The 17,462-nt window shown below is 65.7% G+C and carries 15 protein-coding genes and 2 tRNA genes; 3 read left to right on the top strand and 14 right to left on the bottom strand.

Annotated elements, in window-relative coordinates:
• Positions 1 to 2 precede the first annotated feature (2 nt).
• Entirely contained in the window at positions 3 to 1,457 is a 1,455-nt protein-coding gene (leuC, locus tag GUV69_RS01745; protein ID WP_164199168.1) for a 3-isopropylmalate dehydratase large subunit, read from the bottom strand.
• Positions 1,458 to 1,573: 116 nt separating this feature from the next.
• On the opposite strand from leuC, the gene GUV69_RS01740 reads away from it, so the two are divergent.
• Together GUV69_RS01740 and GUV69_RS01735 are read left to right on the top strand one after the other, a co-directional pair.
• Entirely contained in the window at positions 1,574 to 2,293 is a 720-nt protein-coding gene (locus tag GUV69_RS01740) for an IclR family transcriptional regulator (protein ID WP_164199166.1), read from the top strand.
• Between the two features lie 60 nt (positions 2,294 to 2,353).
• Positions 2,354 to 2,893, top strand: coding sequence for a DUF1697 domain-containing protein (locus GUV69_RS01735; protein WP_164199164.1), 540 nt, complete (start codon positions 2,354 to 2,356; stop codon positions 2,891 to 2,893).
• A gap of 14 nt (positions 2,894 to 2,907) precedes the next feature.
• Here GUV69_RS01735 and GUV69_RS01730 read toward each other — a convergent pair whose 3' ends face one another.
• From GUV69_RS01730 to GUV69_RS01695, 8 genes are all read right to left on the bottom strand, one after another.
• Positions 2,908 to 4,524 (bottom strand): GTPase, encoded by a 1,617-nt coding sequence (locus GUV69_RS01730; protein WP_164199162.1) that lies wholly within the window; start codon positions 4,522 to 4,524, stop codon positions 2,908 to 2,910.
• Entirely contained in the window at positions 4,521 to 6,245 is a 1,725-nt protein-coding gene (locus tag GUV69_RS01725) for a dynamin family protein (protein ID WP_244292823.1), read from the bottom strand. Before GUV69_RS01725 ends, GUV69_RS01730 begins: the two co-directional genes overlap by 4 nt.
• A gap of 193 nt (positions 6,246 to 6,438) precedes the next feature.
• Positions 6,439 to 6,511 (bottom strand) — tRNA-Glu (locus GUV69_RS01720).
• Positions 6,512 to 6,654: 143 nt separating this feature from the next.
• A tRNA-Gln gene (locus GUV69_RS01715) sits at positions 6,655 to 6,726 on the bottom strand.
• A gap of 140 nt (positions 6,727 to 6,866) precedes the next feature.
• Positions 6,867 to 7,598 (bottom strand): HAD family hydrolase, encoded by a 732-nt coding sequence (locus tag GUV69_RS01710; RefSeq protein WP_164199158.1) that lies wholly within the window; start codon positions 7,596 to 7,598, stop codon positions 6,867 to 6,869.
• Between the two features lie 2 nt (positions 7,599 to 7,600).
• A complete protein-coding gene (gene gltX / locus GUV69_RS01705) occupies positions 7,601 to 9,115 on the bottom strand; it encodes a glutamate--tRNA ligase (protein ID WP_164199156.1) in 1,515 nt (504 codons plus the stop codon).
• A gap of 59 nt (positions 9,116 to 9,174) precedes the next feature.
• Positions 9,175 to 9,951: a fumarylacetoacetate hydrolase family protein gene (locus GUV69_RS01700; RefSeq protein WP_164199154.1), complete on the bottom strand. Its 777-nt coding sequence runs from the start codon at positions 9,949 to 9,951 to the stop codon at positions 9,175 to 9,177.
• A gap of 57 nt (positions 9,952 to 10,008) precedes the next feature.
• Positions 10,009 to 10,806, bottom strand: a complete 798-nt coding sequence (locus GUV69_RS01695; protein ID WP_244292588.1) for an MBL fold metallo-hydrolase — start codon at positions 10,804 to 10,806, stop codon at positions 10,009 to 10,011.
• 139 nt (positions 10,807 to 10,945) lie between these two features.
• Between GUV69_RS01695 and GUV69_RS01690 the strand changes: the two genes are divergently transcribed.
• A complete protein-coding gene (locus GUV69_RS01690) occupies positions 10,946 to 11,548 on the top strand; it encodes a hypothetical protein (protein ID WP_164199152.1) in 603 nt (200 codons plus the stop codon).
• Positions 11,549 to 11,670: 122 nt separating this feature from the next.
• Here the strand turns inward: GUV69_RS01690 and GUV69_RS01685 are convergent, their stop codons facing one another.
• The 5 genes from GUV69_RS01685 to metG all read right to left on the bottom strand — a co-directional run bounded on the left by GUV69_RS01685 (position 11,671) and on the right by metG (position 17,451).
• Positions 11,671 to 12,783 carry a branched-chain amino acid aminotransferase gene (locus GUV69_RS01685; RefSeq protein WP_164199150.1) on the bottom strand — a complete coding sequence of 371 codons (1,113 nt, stop codon included), beginning with the start codon at positions 12,781 to 12,783 and terminating at the stop codon, positions 11,671 to 11,673.
• Between the two features lie 124 nt (positions 12,784 to 12,907).
• A complete protein-coding gene (locus tag GUV69_RS01680) occupies positions 12,908 to 13,957 on the bottom strand; it encodes a 3-isopropylmalate dehydrogenase (protein WP_164199148.1) in 1,050 nt (349 codons plus the stop codon).
• A gap of 75 nt (positions 13,958 to 14,032) precedes the next feature.
• Complete coding sequence (locus GUV69_RS01675; protein WP_164206119.1) at positions 14,033 to 14,698, bottom strand: class F sortase; 666 nt, start codon at positions 14,696 to 14,698, stop codon at positions 14,033 to 14,035.
• Positions 14,699 to 14,934: 236 nt separating this feature from the next.
• Positions 14,935 to 15,627 carry a hypothetical protein gene (locus tag GUV69_RS01670; RefSeq protein WP_164199146.1) on the bottom strand — a complete coding sequence of 231 codons (693 nt, stop codon included), beginning with the start codon at positions 15,625 to 15,627 and terminating at the stop codon, positions 14,935 to 14,937.
• Positions 15,628 to 15,891: 264 nt separating this feature from the next.
• The gene (metG, locus tag GUV69_RS01665) at positions 15,892 to 17,451 is read right to left on the bottom strand and encodes a methionine--tRNA ligase (RefSeq protein WP_164199144.1); all 1,560 of its coding nucleotides are present in this window, start codon (positions 17,449 to 17,451) and stop codon (positions 15,892 to 15,894) included.
• Positions 17,452 to 17,462: the final 11 nt, after the last annotated feature.

The raw sequence follows: 17,462 nt of genomic DNA, 5'->3' as shown, positions 1-17,462 counted from the left end.
TCCTAGGCGGCGTCGGTGCGGATGGCGGCGGACTGGGGTGCCGGATCAAGGTCCGACGGCGAGCTCAGGGTTCCGCGGATGGCTGTGGCGGCTGCCACCACCGGCGACACGAGGTGCGTGCGGCCGCCCTTGCCCTGCCGGCCTTCGAAGTTGCGGTTCGAGGTGGACGCGCAGCGCTCCCCCACTTCCAGCTGGTCCGGGTTCATGCCCAGGCACATGGAGCAGCCAGCAAAACGCCACTCCGCACCGAAGTCCTTGAAGACCTTGTCCAGGCCCTCAGCTTCGGCTTCGAGCCGTACTCGGGCCGAACCGGGAACCACCAGCATCCGGATGTTCGGATCCTTTTGCCGGCCGCGGATGATGTCCGCAGCGGCCCGCAGGTCCTCCATGCGCGAGTTGGTGCAGGAACCCAGGAAGACGGTGTCCACCCGGATGTCCTTCATGGGCGTGCCCGCAGTCAGTCCCATGTACTGCAGGGCACGCTCGGCGGCAGCCTTGGCGTTTTCGTCGCCAAAATCTTCCGGTGACGGCACCGACGCAGAGAGCGACACGCCCTGGCCGGGGTTGGTCCCCCAGGTGACGAACGGCTCCAGTGTGTCGGCATCCAGGTCCACTTCGACGTCGAACGTCGCCTCGTCGTCGGTACGCAGCGTGTTCCAGTACTCGACGGCGGCATCCCAGTCCGCTCCCTGCGGAGCGTGCGGACGGCCGAACATGTAGTCGTAGGTGGTCTGGTCCGGGGCCACGAGGCCGGCGCGGGCGCCAGCCTCGATGGACATGTTGCAGATGGTCATCCGGGCTTCCATGGACAGCGCACGGATGGCGGAGCCGCGGTATTCCAGGACGTAACCCTGCCCGCCGCCGGTGCCGATCTTGGCAATCACCGCAAGGATGATGTCCTTGGCGGTGACACCCGGACGCAGGGTGCCTTCAACGTTGATGGCCATGGTCTTGAACGGCTTCAGGGACAGCGTCTGGGTGGCCATGACGTGCTCCACCTCGGAGGTGCCGATGCCCATGGCCAGCGCCCCGAAGGCGCCGTGCGTGGAGGTGTGGGAGTCGCCGCAGACCACGGTCATGCCGGGCTGGGTCAGGCCAAGCTGAGGGCCCACGACATGCACGATGCCCTGCTCGGCATCACCGAGCGAATGCAGCCGGACGCCGAACTCCGCGCAGTTGTTGCGCAGCGTCTGGATCTGGGTGCGGCTGGTGAGATCGGCAATGGGCTTGTCGATGTCCAGCGTCGGAGTGTTGTGGTCCTCCGTGGCGATGGTGAGATCAGGGCGGCGCAGCTGCCGGCCGGCGAGGCGGAGGCCCTCGAATGCCTGCGGGGAGGTCACCTCATGGACGAGGTGGAGATCGATGAAGAGAAGATCGGGCTGGGCATTGGCTCCCTCGCCGTCGCCTTTGCGCACCACGTGTGCGTCCCAGACTTTCTCGGCCAGTGTTTTTGCCACGGCCAGCTCCCTTCACTGCATGTTTTTGGCTGTTACGCTCCACTGAACCAGCAGGGCTGTGGAATATGCCACTCAAAAGATTTGCATCTCAGATAATGAGACGGCAATATCATTACATGGACAATTCTAGTGGAGTCGGCGTCATTGATAAAGCGGCCCATGTGCTGGACGCATTGGAGGCCGGGCCCACCACCCTGGCGCAGCTGGTGGCGGCTACAGGACTGGCCCGGCCTACCGTCCACCGGCTTGCCCTGGCCCTGATCCACCACCGCCTGGTCAGCCGCGATATCCAGGGCAGGTTCGTCCTGGGCAGCCGCCTGGTGGAACTGGCTTCCGCTGCCGGCGAGGACCGGCTCATAGCCTCCGCCGGCCCCATCCTGATGCAGTTGCGTGATGCCACCGGTGAAAGCTCCCAGATCTTCCGCCGGCAGGGCGAGTGGCGCGTCTGCGTCGCCTCCGCCGAACGCCCCATAGGCCTGCGGGACACCATCCCGGTAGGCACCCAGCTGTCCATGAAGGCCGGCTCCGCCGCCCAGGTTCTGCTGGCCTGGGAAGACCATGACCGGCTCCTTGAGGGCCTGCAGGCCGCCCGCTTTACGCCCACCGTCCTGGCGGGCGTACGACGCCGGGGCTGGGGACAGAGCCTCGGCGAACGGGAGCCCGGGGTTGCGTCCGTCTCGGCCCCCGTCCGCGGTCCGTCCGGCCGCGTCATTGCCGCAGTCTCGATCTCCGGGCCGATCGAACGCCTGACCCGCCAGCCCGGCCGGCTCCACGCTGAGGTGGTCTGCAACGCCGGACGGCTCCTGACCGAGGCACTGCGCAAGAACAACGACTGACACACTGCCATACGCGGCTGCGGCCGCCGGAAACCGGCACGCAGTGTCTAAGCTGGCGGCATGAACAGCTACGCAGTCTTTCTTCGCGGCATCAACGTGGGCGGGATCAACATCAAAATGGCGGAGCTCAAAGCCGCACTCGCCGCTGCCGGATTTGAAGACGTCAGGACCCTGCTCGCCAGCGGCAATGTGGTGCTAGTCAGCGACGACGGGCCGGCAGCGGTCAAACAGAAGTTCGAAAAATGCCTGCGCGATACTTTTGGCTATGACGCCTGGGTGGTTGTCCTGACCGCACAACGCGTGGCCGAACTGGTGGAGGCCTGCCCGTATCCGGAGGACGACAAAACAACGCACACGTACATCACCCTGGCTTCGGACACCGCCAGGCTTGATGAGCTGGACGCGGCCGGAGCAGCGCTGGACGGCACGGACCAGACGCGCCTGGGTCCGGAGGCCCTGGCGTGGCTGGCTCCGGTGGGTGGAACCCTGGACAGCCCCTTCAGCAAAGTCTCGGCCAAGCCGAAATTCAAGGCCAGCACCACCACCCGGAACCTCCGGACGCTGATCAAGGTCCGCGACGCCGCTGCCGCGGTGGCGTAGGCAGCCCCGGGTACCTAGCCGCCGCCGGCGGCCTTCAGCGCCGTATTGAAGGACCGGTGCCGGCTGATTTCCACTTCCACCGGCTCCACCACCAACGCTTGCGCCACGTCGCTTACGGCTGCCCTGAGCCGTTTCCGCGCCCTGGCCGCCCGGGCTCTCGCCGCCCCCGCTCCGATGATTTTCCCCGCAAGCGCCAGGAGGATCCCCAGCGCCACTCCCCCGGCGATCATCAGGGTGGGTACAGGCCAGCCCTCCACCCGCGGCGCCTCCGGGACCGGCAGCTGGAGGTAAGCCAGCCCGGCCAGCACGCCCAGCCAGCCCAGGCCGCCCACCACCACGGCCAGCGCGAGCCACTGGACCACGTTGAACACACCCCACCACCACGACTTCCGGAACGTCATAAGGTCTGTCCCCGCAATGGCCTGGTCCAGCGCGTCAGGCAGTGCTTCCCGTCCCTCACGGGCGGCGCCGCGGATCGCAGCCCGCCACGGCCCCGGAGCACCGTCACTGGCGGCGTCGGCAAATTCCCTGACTGCAGCATCCGTCCGGGCACGTTCGGGGGCGCCTGCGGGCGGCAGCGATGTGCGGTTGAGCCGGGACGGGGCGGAACTTTTCAGGTTGAGCCGGCGCAGCGGATCGGACTTGAACCGCAGAAGCCACCGGGTGGCCGGCCAGCCGGTGCGGCGCGTCGATTCCAGCCTGTAGGACGAGGCGACGGCTTCCACCACCAAGGGAACGTTGGCCGCCTTGGCCAGCTCGTCCGTAAGCCGCGACGTTGACCCCTGCCTGACTCCTGCTGCTTCCCCTGCGCCGGAGACGTCCTTGAGCTGTTGTGAGGCCCGTGAAACGTCCGCAGCAAGCCGTTGCGAGAGGGCCTGCCGCTGCGTCACCACACTCCGGATGGCGCTGCGGACCTTGTCCACGCCCGCGCCGGTGAGGGCGGACGCGCCCAGGACCTGCACCGTGCCCAGTCCGTCGCGGGCAAGGATGCCCCTGAGGGACTCAAGCACCGGCTGGACGTCCCGCTCGGGCAGCCGGTCAATCTGGTTCAGCACCACCAGGGTCACTGCACCGTGCGCGGCCATGGGCGCGAGGAAGTCGTTGTGCACTGCCGCGTCTGCGTATTTCTGCGGATCGAGCACCCAGACCAGGACATCGACCAGTCCGACCATGCGCTCCACGATGGCCCGGTTGGCAGCCCTGGTGGAGTCGAAGTCCGGCAGGTCCAGCAGGATCAGGCCGGTACCCTCGTCCGCAAAGCCCGCGACCGGATCGGCATGGTGCCGGTTGCGTACCTCCAGCCAGTCCAGCAGCGGTTCGCTGCCGTCAGTGCCCCAGACACCGGCCAAAGGTTCCGATGTGGTGGGCCGCCGGGCCGCCGCCGTCGCGATTTCAGTGCCACTGACCGCGTTGAACAGTGACGATTTCCCGCTGCCGGTGGCACCAAAAAAGCCAACCACAGTGTGATCGGCGGAGAGGGATCGCCGGGAGCTGGCACGTTGGAGGAGCTGGAACACGTCCTCCAGGGCAGCATCCGGGAGGACGCCTTCTGCCAGCTCACGGGCGTCGTTGAGCGCGGCCAGCCTTCGGTCCAGCTGCGACGCTTCCCGGGCAGCCCCGTGGCGGCTCACGTGCGGTCCGCCAGGCCGGCGAGGGCGGCGGCATGGTCAGCCAGGACACGGGAGGTATCGGGGGCGCCCTCCGGGAGCCGCTCGAGGAACTTCTGCTGCTCCGCCTGCAACAGTCGCTGGCACCGCGCATGGAGGTCGTCCCGGGCTGTCTGGGCGAGCCTGCGGACCGCGTCCTCACCGAAGACTGCCTCAAGCAGCTTCTGGCCTACGACGGCGGTGCCTCCTGCCACGCCGATCTCGAGGCCCGTGAGTCCCGCGGTCATGGAAAACACCACGATCATCAAGGCTGCGCCCAGTCCGTTGATGCCGAAGGAGAGCCACCTGGCTTGGGTGCGCTTACCCTGTCCTTCCGTGCGGATCAGCTCCATCAGGCCCGCCTGCCACGCCCTGATCTCGGCAGCGGTCACCTCGGCAAACCCGGGGGTGGTTCCGGACAAATCATCGGTGCCCAGCAGCTCCCGGCCGGCGGGGTCTGCGCGCCACCTTTTGTCTGTGTCTTCGCTGGCATTGGCGGCTTCATCCAGGATCACGGCCTGCAGGCCCGTTTCGATGGCCACCTCAACCCGGACAGCAGGCGTGGGCTCGCCCCTGAAAAAGGCTCCCAACCGGTCCCGGAACCGCCCGATGTTCTGTTCCAGGGTCCGGAAGAACTCCCCGGTCCCCACAAAGTCCTGCCAGCGCGCCAGCACTTCGCCGCGGAGCAGGGCCCCGTCCTTCGTGGCGTCCAGGATCCGGACCACCGCGTCGCGGTAGGCGGCCTCGGCATCGGACCGGAGCGACGCGGCGGCACGCTCCTGCGCATGGACGGCAACCGAGACGGCACCCACCCGTCCGGCCAGCGCCTTGACCGTCCCGTTGAGCGTCCGGCGGGCAATCTCCGACCGCCCTGCGGCATTGGTGGCCAGTTCCTGCAGCCAGAGGCGCAGCGGTTCAACGGCTCGGGGCGGCAACATACCCAGGGCGTTGAGGTCCGTCTCGGGCACGATGAACAGTTCCGCGGCGCCGAGGCCTTCCTTCTGCAGCAAGGCGCGGAGATCGGCGCTGACTTCGGCTTCCGCCTCGGCCGGCACGCGGTCCAGGACCACGGCCACCATGATGTCCCGGGAAGCCGCGTCCAGGAGCAGCTTCCAGGGAACCGCGTCCGCGTACCGGTTGGCCGTGGTGACGAAGACCCACAGGTCTGCGGCGGCCAGCAGCTGCCCGGCCAGCCTGCGGTTGTCATCGGAGATGGAATCGACGTCGGGTGCGTCCAGCAGCGCGATCCCCTGGGGGACCGCCTGGTCTGCCACAAGGACAAGTGACGAGATGGCCTCCGCGTCCGGTGTTGCGCCCGCGCGGCTGGCCGGAACCGGTTCAGTGGACACGGTGCCCCGGATCCGGCTCAGGGTAGGTAGCACGCGTTGGCCTTCGAACCAGCCGGCATCCGCCGGATGGTGCAGGAGGATGGGTTGCCGGGTGGTGGGCCTGATCGCCCCGGAACGCGTGACGGGGTGCCCCACCAGTGCGTTGACCAGCGTGGACTTGCCGGCACCTGTTGAACCCCCGACGACGGCGAGCAGCGGGGCATCCAGGCTGCGGTACCGGGGCAGGATGTAGTCGTCCAGCTGGGCAACGGCGTTTCGGACCTCTGTCTGGGCGGGCCCTGCATCTGCAAGTGCCAGCGGCAAGGACACAAGGGAAAGGTCGGCGCGGACAGCTTCCAGCAGGCCTACAGCGGCCAACGCGGCCTGGTCTGCCGCACGTGCAGGCTGGCTGCCGGGGGCGCGGAGCGGCGGAGGAGGAGGAGGCTTCGCTGGAAAACCGTCAGAAGAGGTCACAGCATCATCATGCCAGTTCAGCCCGTGATCCGGACCGGAGCCGATGTGGCCGGAACACAAAAACGGCCCCGGGCTGTTGCCCGGGACCGTTATTTTGTGACCCCAGCGGGATTCGAACCCGCGTTACCGCCGTGAGAGGGCAGCGTACTAGGCCGCTATACGATGGGGCCGCGTACTTCCAGGAAGTTCTCACTTCCACCCGGTTTTGGCCGGTTTGCTCAGTGAGTATTTCATAAACTGAGCGGGTGTTTCAAATCGGCGAACCGGTGTGAAACTCCTGATTTCGAACACTTTTTCAGTGTCAGAACCAGAGCTGGGATACCAGGACTCGAACCTAGAATGACGGTACCAGAAACCGTAGTGTTGCCAATTACACCATATCCCAATGATACTTCCGGGCCGGAGTTTCAGGCTTCAACCTGCGCTCCGTGCGCCTCAGCACGAGAAATTACTCTACCCGAGGATTTTCGTTGGCACAAATCGGCCGCCGGAACGGGGTTGCCGGCCCCGTTCCGGCGAGGGCAGCTAAGGCAGCAGCTGCGCCAGGGAGCCGACCTCGTGGCCTGCAAACTCCGGGGCAGCCTCCCCCGCCCTGTTGAGCCACACGCCCACCAGTCCTGCCGCCGTCGAGCCTTCAGCGTCCAGCAGCCTATTGTCACCCACGTAGAGCGTCTCCGCCGGGAAAGTCCCCAGGAGGCGGACGCCCTCGAGGTAGATGGCAGGTTCCGGCTTGGCGACGCCAACGGTGTCCGTGCCGACGAGGCGGCGCACGCGGGCCAGCCCGGCGCTGTCGAGCTTCGCCCGCTGGTAGTCGTGCACGTTGTTGCTCACGGCACCGTAGGGGATGCCGGCAGCATCCAGGAGATCAAGCAGCGGAAGCACGTCCTCGAAGGCCCGCACGTAGGCCGGCTGCAGCTGGCTGTACGCCGTCAGCCACCGGTGCGCCTCCTCGCCGTCGGCAAGGTCGACGCCGAAGTGGCCCAGGGCGGCGCGGCCCCGGAGCAGGCGCTGATCGTTGAACGTCAGCTCGCCCGCCAGGTACCTGTCGTAGTAGTGCGTGGTTTCGTGCGTGAAGATCCTGCCGAAACGCTCCCACCCGTGCTGGTCCAGCCCCGGCAGGAGGTGTTCGCTGACCTCGCGCAGGGCGGTGGTCATCGCGTATTCGAGGTCAACCAGCGTGTCATCGATGTCGAAAAGAACACCCCGGATGGTCCCGAAGCGTGTCTTCAGGATGCCGTCGACTGCCGTGCCTGCCATGATCAGCCGCGAAAAGTGCGGAGCCGGCCCAGGGACGAGTCCTTGCCCAGGATCACCATGGATTCGAACAGCGGCGGTGAGATGCGTCGTCCGGAGATGGCGGTGCGCACCGGCCCGAAAGCCAGCCGGGGCTTGATGCCGAGATCCTCCACGAGCGCCTGCTTCAATGCCGCCTGGATGTTTTCCGGGTTCCAGTCCTGAACGGGTTCCAGGGCTGCGATGGCGGCGTCCAGGACCTCGGTCAGGTTCGCCGGCAGTCCCTTCCTGGCGTCATCGGCCATGTCGATGGAGTCATCTGCCTTGAACAGGAATCCGAGCATCTCCGGTGCTTCGCCCAGCAGGGTGACGCGTTCCTGAATGAGGGGTGCGGCTTCGGTGAGGATTTCCTCCTGGCGTGCCGTGAGCTCCTCCCCCACGAACCCGGCGGTCCGCAGGTACGGGATAAGCCGGGCACGGAAGTCCTCGGGGTTGAGCATGCGGATGTGCGTGCCGTTGATGGCTTCCGCCTTTTTGATGTCGAACCGTGCCGGGTTTGCCAGCACATCCTTGACATCGAAGTATTCAATCAGCTGGTCCACGGTGAAGATGTCTTCATCGGCGGAAAGGCTCCAGCCCAGCAGTGAGAGGTAATTCAGCAGGCCTTCGGGAATGAATCCGCGGTCGCGCAGCAGGAACAGGTTGGACTGCGGGTCACGCTTGGAGAGCTTCTTGTTGCCCTCCCCCATCACGTACGGGAGGTGGCCGAAGAGCGGCAGGTAGCTGGCGACGCCGATGGCGATGAGGTAGCGGATCAGCACCACCTGGCGCGGTGTGGAGGACAGGAGGTCCTCACCGCGAAGCACGTGCGTGATGCGCATCAGGGCGTCATCAACGGGGTTGACCAGGGTATACAGGGGTGAACCGTCGGCGCGGACGATGACGTAGTCCGGGATGCTGCCGGCCTTGAACGTGATGTCACCGCGGACGAGGTCGGTGAAAACAACGTCCTCATCCGGCATCCGGACGCGCAGGACGGGCTTGCGGCCTTCCGCCTTGAAGGCCGCAAGCTGCTCGTCGGTGAGTTCGCGGTCGAAGTTGTCGTAGCCGAGCTTGGGGTCACGGCCTGCGGCGCGGTGGCGCGCTTCGACCTCTTCCGGAGACGAATAGCACTCGTAGGCGTAACCGGCCTCAAGGAGCCTGGCCACCACGTCTTTGTAGAGGTCCAGCCGCTGTGACTGCCGGTACGGCTCGTGCGGTCCGCCGACCTCCACGCCCTCTTCCCATGTGATGCCCAGCCATTTCAGGGCCTCCAACAGCTGCAGGTAGCTCTCTTCCGAGTCCCGTGCAGCGTCCGTGTCCTCGATCCGGAACACAAACGTGCCCTTGGTGTGCTTGGCGTGGGCCCAGTTGAACAGGGCTGTCCGGATGAGGCCGACGTGTGGTGTTCCAGTAGGTGAAGGGCAGAACCGGACGCGCACCGGGGTATCGGCAGTGACGGACGGGACGGAGGCAGCACTCGGCGCAGAAGCAGTAGTCATAGTGGCTTCAACTTTACCGCTTGCCGCTGAGTGCCCCGTCCTGCCGGCGGCACTTCACGTCAGCGGCGGACCACGGGGTTGGACAGGCGTCCGATGCCTTCAATTTCGACGTCGTAGCGGTCCCCGGCCTGGACCAGTCCCACGCCCGCCGGGGTGCCCGTCATGATGACATCGCCGGGCAGCAGCGTGAATGCCCTCGAAACAATGGACACCAGTTCCCGCACGCCGCGGATCATCTGGCTGGTGCTGCCGTCCTGGCGCAGTTCGCCGTTGAGCCGGCCCTGGATGGACAGGTCCTCGGTGTCCAGCTCTGTTTCAATCCACGGGCCCAGCGGCGCCGAGGTGTCGAATCCCTTGGCACGGGCCCACTGCAGATCCGTCTTTTGGACATCGCGGGCCGTGAGGTCGTTGCCGCAGGTGTAACCGAAGATCACGTCATCAACGCGCTCCTCGGGAACGTCCTTGCAGATCCGGCCGATGACCACGCACAGCTCGGCCTCGAAGGAGACTTCCTCGGAAAACTCCGGCAGCACGATGGGATCGTTCGGCCCCACCACGGCGGTGTTGGGCTTCAGGAACAGCAGGGGCTGGGCAGGTACCTCGTTGCCCAGTTCGGCGGCGTGCTCCACGAAGTTGCGGCCGACGCCAATCACCTTGCTGCGGGGAATGATGGGGGCAAGCAGGCGGACATCCTCGAGCTTGTGCTTGACGTGGGTCCGCTCCACCCCGTTGAAGAAGGGGTCGCCGTTGATGACAGTGATTACCTCACTGCCGGACTCACCTTCAACCACGCCGTAGAGGGGATCAGAATCGACTACAAACCGGGCAATACGCATGGTTCCTAGCCTACAGTCTTGGCCGGGGGCCTCCTGCCCGGAGGCCGTTCGCGCAGGTCAGCTCCCCGACCGTCCGTGCAGGTAATGAAGCTGCGCGGCTACGGACATTTCGGCGGCCCGCCGGACGGAAGGTCCGACGTCGGCATATACGGCGTCTGCCACCGCCGCCACTGACGCGTCCCGGCCCAGCCGTTCCAGCGCGGCCCGGATCTGGTCCAGCCTCTCCAGGCGGTGCGCGCGGTATTCACGGGTGATGTCTTCCAATGAGGTCAGCACCGGCCCGTGGGCGGGCAGGACGGTAGCCGGTCCAAGGGCTTCGAGCCGGTCCAGCGAACCCAGATAATCCCCCAAGGTGCCATCCGGGTAGTCCAGCATGGTGGTCCCCCGGCCGAGGATCGTGTCGCCGGTCAGGACTGAGCCGGCGGGGCCGTCATCGGGAAGATGAAAGCAGACCGAATCCGAGGTGTGGCCCGGCGTGGCAATGACCCCGATGGATACTCCCGCGGCGTGAATGTTTTCACCGTCCAGTAGCGGTTCTCCCCCGCCGTGGCAGTGCCGGGGATCCGCGGCCCGGACGGGTGCCCCGGTGAGCTGGTGAAGCCGTCGCGAGCCCGCCGTGTGGTCTGCGTGGCGATGAGTCACCAGGATCAGTTCAACCGTGCCCGCGCCTGCCAGCCGCCGGAGATGGTCGTCATTTTCCGGGCCCGGGTCCACGATCACTGCAGCACTGGCATCGGGTGCCGTAATTACGTAGGAATTGGTGCCGTCGAGGCTCATCGGTCCGGGATTGGGGGCCAGGAAGAACTGCGTCAGGGCCGAGCTGCGCTGCAGGCCGGGGCTGGGGGCTGAAGTCACCGTCCTATCTTTGCACCGACAGCCACTCTTTTCATCGGCAGCAGCGTGCCGCCGTCCTGCCGGAATAGAACAGAGCCCGGACCGGGTTGACCACCAGTGAAGACCACACGTTCTCCAGCAGGAAGCCGAAACACACACCATGAGCGCCACACCCACAATCTCCTTGTCTGAGCTCCTCGCCGGGGCGGATGCCGCCGGCCACGATCATGCCGCAACGGAGAAAAACAGCGGACTCCAGCACATCCACAACCACGCAACGGGCAGCATTGTCTGGTTCCCCACGTGGAAAAAGTTCCGGGAGACCACCGACTGGAGTGAGGCGGTGGATGGTGTGGCCGAAGACATCAAAGCAGGGTCCGCACCTGTCGAAGAATCTGCTGCCAAGATCCTGGCGGATGACCTCGACGCCCTGCTGAAACGCGCTGCTGCCTCCAGCGACGCCGCCATTTTTGTCCAGGAAAACCTCGTCCACCACCTGACCCGAACCTGGGCTCTCGGCGACGCCGTGGCGAAGGCAACAGGGAAAGATCTGCCCGCCGGCGGCAGCACGCCGTCCATCTATGCCGACTACCCCTACGACGTCTACGGCCAGGACGGCGGTGCCTTTGCGACAACGCTGTGGAACGACATCATTGACGCCCGCCGCAACCAGGCCCTGGCCGACGAAGCCGCACGGAAGGCCCTGAAACCGGTCTCCCGCAAGGCCCTCAAGAACGCTGCCCGAAAGGCCGCCCGCCGCTAAAACCCGCGGTTGGCGGCGCCGGAAAAGACCGGGTCGACGGCCGACGGCGGCCGCCCGGCACCGTGTGGAACATCACACCGTGCCGGTCAGCCGCCGTCGTAATTCGGCAGTGCCCTCCCTGCTCAGGCGAGGCGGGTCAGCCAGCCGTGCCTGTCCGGCACAGTACCTGTCTGGATACCGAGAAGCTGCTGGCGGATGGCCATGGTGGCCTCCCCCGCCTTTGCATCCTCCGAGCCGATGAACTCAGTGGCGTCCTTCAGCACACCAATGGGGGTAATGACAGCAGCGGTCCCGCAGGCAAAGACCTCGGTAATCTCGCCGGAGGCCACGCCGTCGCGCCATTCCGCGAGGGTGATTTTGCGCTCGGTGACGTCCCGGCCCATGTCCGTGGCTACCTGCATCACTGATGAGCGGGTGACGCCCTCCAGGATGGTCCCGGTGAGCGCAGGTGTCACCAGCGAACCGTCCTTCATCACAAAAAATACGTTCATGCCGCCGAGTTCTTCCACGGCGTCGTCGTTGAAGTGATCCAGGAAGAGCACCTGCTTGCAGCCGTTCGCTTCCGCTTCCTGCTGCGCGATCAGGGACGCGGCGTAGTTGCCGCCGCACTTGGCCGCCCCGGTGCCGCCGCGGCCTGCGCGGGCGTATTCGCGCGAAATCCAGATGGAGACCGGCTTCAATTCGCCGCCGAAGTAGTTGCCGGCGGGCGAGGCAATCACGCGGAAGGTGACTTCGCGTGCGGCGCGGACTCCCAGGAACGCTTCCGTGGCAATCATGAACGGGCGCAGGTAAAGGGCCTCGCCGTCACCGGCCGGAACCCATTCCTTGTCAGCCACCACGAGTTCCCGGATGGCGCCCAGGAAGTACTCAACAGGGAGTTCGGGCAGCGCCAGCCGGCGGGCGGACTTGTTCAGCCGCGCGGCATTCGCCTCCGGCCGGAATGTCCACACGGATCCGTCGGCATGGCGGTAGGCCTTGAGTCCTTCGAAGATCTCCTGGCCATAGTGGAGCACCGCAGCCGAGGGGTCCAGGGAGATAGGCCCGTATGCCTCAATACGCGGGCTGTGCCAGCCGCCGTTGCCTTGTTCGTCGACCTTGTAGTCCACCACCGCTGTGTGGTCGGTGAAGTGGTTGCCAAATCCCGGGTTGGCCAGGATGGCTGCACGCTCTTCAGCGGACTTCGGGGTTGCCGAAGGCTGCTGGGTGAATTCGACGCCATGGGCAGTCTGAGTCATGGTTCCTCCACGATCGGCTGCCTTGGGACGGGATTCAGCATTGAAACCGCCGGGCAGCAGTTGGTAATTCGAAACAAGCTTACGCCCGCGTACCGGGTCCCGCGGGCAGTCCCCGCGGGACGGCCTAGAGCGCTGCGGCGATGGCGTCTCCGACGGCGCTGGTGCTGCGGGCTCCGCCGTCGCGGGTTTCGACGTCGGCAACAACCGCGGCCTCGATCTTCCGGGCCGCCGCGGTGTAGCCGAGGTGGTCCAGCAGGAGCGATGCCGAGAGGATGGCGGCGGTGGGATCGGCCTTCTGCTGGCCGGCGATATCGGGGGCGGAGCCGTGGACCGGCTCGAACATGGACGGGGCGGTGCGGTCCATGTTGATGTTGCCGGAAGCGGCCAGTCCGATGCCGCCTGTGATGGCTGCAGCGAGGTCGGTCAGGATATCGCCGAAGAGGTTGTCCGTGACGATGACATCAAAGCGGGACGGGTCCGTGACCATAAAGATCGTGGCAGCATCCACGTGCAGGTAATCGTGGGTGACCTCGGGGAACTCCCGGGCTACGGCTTCGACGGTGCGCTTCCACAGGTGGCCGGCAAAGACGAGGACGTTGTGTTTGTGCACCAGGGTCACGTGCTTGCGTTCGCGGGCGCTGGCACGGCGGAAGGCATCCCGCACTACACGCTCTACGCCGTGGGCCGTGTTCAGCGAGACCTCGGTGGCCACTTCGTGCGGCGTGCCGCCGCGCAGGGTGCCGCCGTTGCCGACGTAAGGTCCTTCGGTTCCCTCGCGAACCACGATGAAGTCGATGACTCCGGGGTTTGCCAGCGGGCTGCCTACGGTTCCATACAAACGTGACGGCCGCAGGTTGACGTAGTGGTCCAGGCTGAAGCGAAGCTTGAGGAGCATCTCGCGCTCGATGATGCCCGAGGGAATCCTTGTATCGCCGGGGGCAGCACCCACAGCACCAAACAGGATGGCGTCGCGTGTGCGCAGGTCCGCCAGGACCTCGTCCGGCAGGGTTTCACCGGTAGCAAGCCAGTGCTCGGCACCGAGCTTGTAGTGGGTCTGCTGGAGATCCACGCCCTCAGCGGCTACCGCCTTCTCGAGGACTTTCAGGGCCTCGGCAATGACCTCGGGGCCAATGCCGTCACCGGGAATAACTGCGAGATTGATGGATGCGCTCATGGTCCAAGAATATTAACTGAATCCGAATGCCGGACAATCCGTCTCACTTACTGAGATGACAGCCGTCCGTAGCAGTCAGCGTGCCGGAACCACTGCGGCGGGCGAGGCGACAACCACAACGTTTGTCCCCCAGAAGTCCCCGGTGTAGCAGGAAATAAGGACCAGGCGGTTGGGTGATCCCTGCCAGATAGGGCTGTCTTTGAGGCCTTCCTTCTCGTATGTTGTCACCGAGTCCACCACGTAGGCGAGTTCGCCGGTGGCAGTAGTCACGGTGAACGGGTCGCCGGCTGCCGCCCTGGAGCTCAGCCGGTTGAAGGGGGCGTCCCTGTCCACCCAGCTGTGGCCGACCACGTAGGTGGTATTAAGGGAGCCTGCGCCGGGAACGCCGTAGGGGGTCAGCCAGTAGCCGTCCATGGTGGGCGGGGGAACAATTGTCTGGCTGGCCTGGTCCGCACCGCTGGGTTCCAGCGGATGGATCACCACGTCGATATCCGCCGCGGGATACACCAGCCGCTGCGGCGGCGAGGCGGCCGGACCGGCCGGAACTGCCGCCGTCGGGACGTCCACCGCCGGAACTGCAGAGGGCGTGGGTGCCGGCGCGGCCGGCGCGGTCTGCGTTTGCCGGGCAATGACGGGTGGCGGCGTGGGCCCCGGTGCGGTCAGTTGCGGCAGGAAGGCGACGGCAACGTAGGCAAGTACTCCACAGAGAAGTACAAAGAGCGTGCTTTTGAGAGTGAACATTCTCCGCCGGCGGGGAAGTGCATGCTTGGGCGGACCGGCGTGGGGTGGCGTCTTCGGGTTCACTGGCGGATCGGTGCCGGCCGGCACGCCGGCGGACGCCTGCCTGTGGTCGCTGTCCATAGTTTCCCCTCACGTGCTGGTGGGAATGTGCTGATGTGGCTGCAGGCGCCGTGCCCTTTCGGCCACGGCGCCTGCATCAGTTTATCTACCGCCCTGCGGGCGACAGCCAGATGGTGTCAGTCGTTGCCCTCCCGGGACACTGCACCGTCTGCCGGCATCAGCCTGCGGGCTGCGACTCCTCCCGCTGCCAGGACCATCACGATGAGGCCTGCTGCCCAGGGGGCCAGCCCGCCGTCGGAGGGTGCTACCGCTGTCTGGACGTTGAAGCCCGGATTGTTGACAACCACGGGGGCTGCAACGACCGGCCGCTGGACCGCCCCGATGGGCGATTGCGGAGTGACTACCGTCGGCTCCTCGGGGGCAACCGGCGGCTCCTCCGGAGCGACCGGCGGAGCCTCAGGTTCGACCGGGGGTTCCGGCTCCTCGACAACCGGCGGCTCCGGCTCCTCGACAACCGGCGGCTCCGGTTCCTCGACAACTGGCGGCTCCTCCGGCTCCGGCTCCGGCTCCTCCTCAGGGGGGCAGGGCACGCAGCCGTTGTAGTAGATTGCCTGTCCGTCCACATCCCAGTTTTGGCCGCCCCACTTATGGCCCCCGGGGATGATGTCTCCCCAGTGTTCGGAGTGGTGGGCCTTCAGGGCGTGCCAGTCAACCGTAATCTGAACATACGGGTTTGTGTCCGAGCCGGTGGCGTGGCAGATGGTGACCTTGTGATCACCCTTTTCTTCATCGTCCGTTGCTGCAGCCGGAGCCGTGGCACCGAGTAACACGAGACCGGTGACACCTATGGCGGCAAGGATCCGTTTCATTTCCGTCTCCATCCATTGTCTGGTTAAAACTGATCAGACGTGTGGAGGAACGGCGCCCCGACGCAAGGGCGAAAAAGGCAAACAGCTGGCATCGGAGCGACGGTTCTCCCAGATGCGAATCATCAGCTTGCTAACGAGAAAAAGGCTATGCAGCGGCTTGACCTGTGTCTCCAGTACTCGTTACCCGCTTTCCGGGGTCAGCAGTACTGGGCTGTCGCCAACCGTACTCAGTCATGAGACGGCAGGTAGGCGGGCCGGACGGCGCTAGCCTTCGGCGGGTTCCTCATACTTGGGGAACACCGGCGAAGGTACGGGCAAGGCAGTCCCGGCGACTATCGGCGTCGTCAGCGCGGCAAACTGGCGCGCGTCACCCTCCGGCTGACCCAGCGTGTCCAGGAGCGCGGCCGCGGCGTTGGGCATCACCGGCTGCGCCAGGATGGACACAATCCTCAGCACTTCCAGGGTGACGTACAGGACAGTGTTCATGCGCTCGACGTCGGTCTTCCGCAGCACCCACGGGGCCTGCTCGGCGAAGTAGGCGTTGGTGTCACCCAGGACACCCCAGATCGCTTCGAGCGCGCGGCTGAACTCCTGCTTTTCAAAGGCCGCCCGGGCGGTTTCCAGAAGACCGTTGGCCTGCGACAGGATTGCGGTGTCCTCGGCGGTGAAGGCGCCAGGGACAGGGAGCTTGCCTTCGCAGTTCTTCGCCACCATGGAGAGCGAGCGTTGCGCGAGGTTGCCGAAGTTATTGGCCAGGTCCGAGTTCATCCGGCCCACTATGGCCTCGTGGTTGTAACTGCCGTCCGCGCCGAACGGGACCTCACGCAGGAAGAAGAAGCGCACCTGGTCCAGGCCGTACTGCGCCACGAAGTCGGCCGGGGCCACCACGTTGCCCAGGGACTTGGACATCTTGACGCCGTTGTTGTGCAGGAAGCCGTGGATCATCACCCGCTTGGGCAGCTCTATGCCGGCGCTCATGAGGAACGCAGGCCAGTAGATCGCGTGGAACCGCGAGATGTCCTTGCCGATGATGTGCACGTCGGCCGGCCAGAACTTGCGGAACGACTCCGACTCGACGTCGGGATAGCCCACGCCGGTCAGGTAGTTGGTGAGCGCGTCCACCCACACGTACATCACGTGCTTGTCGTTGCCGGGCACGGGGACGCCCCAGTCAAACGTGGTGCGGCTGATGGACAGGTCTTCCAGGCCGCGCCGGACAAAGCTGATCACCTCGTTGAACCGGGACTGGGGTGCACCGAATTCCGGCTGGGCCTCGTAAAGGGCCAGCAGTTTGTCCTGGTAGGCGGACAGCCGGAAGAAGTAGCTTTCCTCCGCCGTCCACGTCACTTCGGTGTCCGTCTCCTTGGAGTAGCGCACGCCGTCGTCCTTGACCACGGTGTCATCCTCACCGTAGAACGCCTCGTCACGGACCGAGTACCAGCCCTCATATTTGGACAGGTAGATGTCCCCGTTGGCTTCCATCTTCTTCCAGATGGCCTGCGATGCCGCGTAGTGGTCAGCATCCGTGGTCCGGATGAAGCGGTCGTAGGTGATGCCAAGGGCTGCGTGCGCGGCCTTGTACACCTCGGCGTTGCGGTCCACCAGTTCCTTGGGCGTAACGCCTTCTTTCTCGGCCGCCTGCGCAATCTTCATGCCGTGCTCATCGGTGCCGGTCAGGAACATCACCTCATGCCCGTCCAGCCGCTTGAAGCGGGCCATGGCGTCAGTGGCGATGTACTCGTAGGCGTGGCCGATGTGCGGCACGCCGTTCGGGTAGGTGATGGCCGTGGTGATGTAGAACGGGGATTTCTCTGAAGCAGTCACGTGCGGACGGT

This window comes from [Micrococcus luteus] ATCC 49442 (genome assembly GCF_010367585.1).
In the GTDB taxonomy this organism is placed as follows: Bacteria; Actinomycetota; Actinomycetes; order Actinomycetales; family Micrococcaceae; genus Arthrobacter; species Arthrobacter luteus_A.
The sequence above is the reverse complement of the archived record's forward strand: the minus strand, read 5'-3'. Positions and strand labels throughout refer to the sequence as shown.

Bases quoted from the DNA above. Each gene is read 5' to 3' on its own strand.
- GUV69_RS01740 (WP_164199166.1), top strand. From the start codon at position 1,574: ATGGACAATTCTAGTGGAGTCGGCGTCATTGATAAAGCGGCCCATGTG.
- GUV69_RS01735 (WP_164199164.1), top strand. From the start codon at position 2,354: ATGAACAGCTACGCAGTCTTTCTTCGCGGCATCAACGTGGGCGGGATC.
- GUV69_RS01710 (WP_164199158.1), bottom strand. From the start codon at position 7,598: ATGGCAGGCACGGCAGTCGACGGCATCCTGAAGACACGCTTCGGGACC.
- gltX (WP_164199156.1), bottom strand. From the start codon at position 9,115: ATGACTACTGCTTCTGCGCCGAGTGCTGCCTCCGTCCCGTCCGTCACT.
- GUV69_RS01700 (WP_164199154.1), bottom strand. From the start codon at position 9,951: ATGCGTATTGCCCGGTTTGTAGTCGATTCTGATCCCCTCTACGGCGTG.
- GUV69_RS01690 (WP_164199152.1), top strand. From the start codon at position 10,946: ATGAGCGCCACACCCACAATCTCCTTGTCTGAGCTCCTCGCCGGGGCG.
- GUV69_RS01685 (WP_164199150.1), bottom strand. From the start codon at position 12,783: ATGACTCAGACTGCCCATGGCGTCGAATTCACCCAGCAGCCTTCGGCA.
- GUV69_RS01680 (WP_164199148.1), bottom strand. From the start codon at position 13,957: ATGAGCGCATCCATCAATCTCGCAGTTATTCCCGGTGACGGCATTGGC.
- GUV69_RS01675 (WP_164206119.1), bottom strand. From the start codon at position 14,698: ATGTTCACTCTCAAAAGCACGCTCTTTGTACTTCTCTGTGGAGTACTT.
- GUV69_RS01670 (WP_164199146.1), bottom strand. From the start codon at position 15,627: ATGAAACGGATCCTTGCCGCCATAGGTGTCACCGGTCTCGTGTTACTC.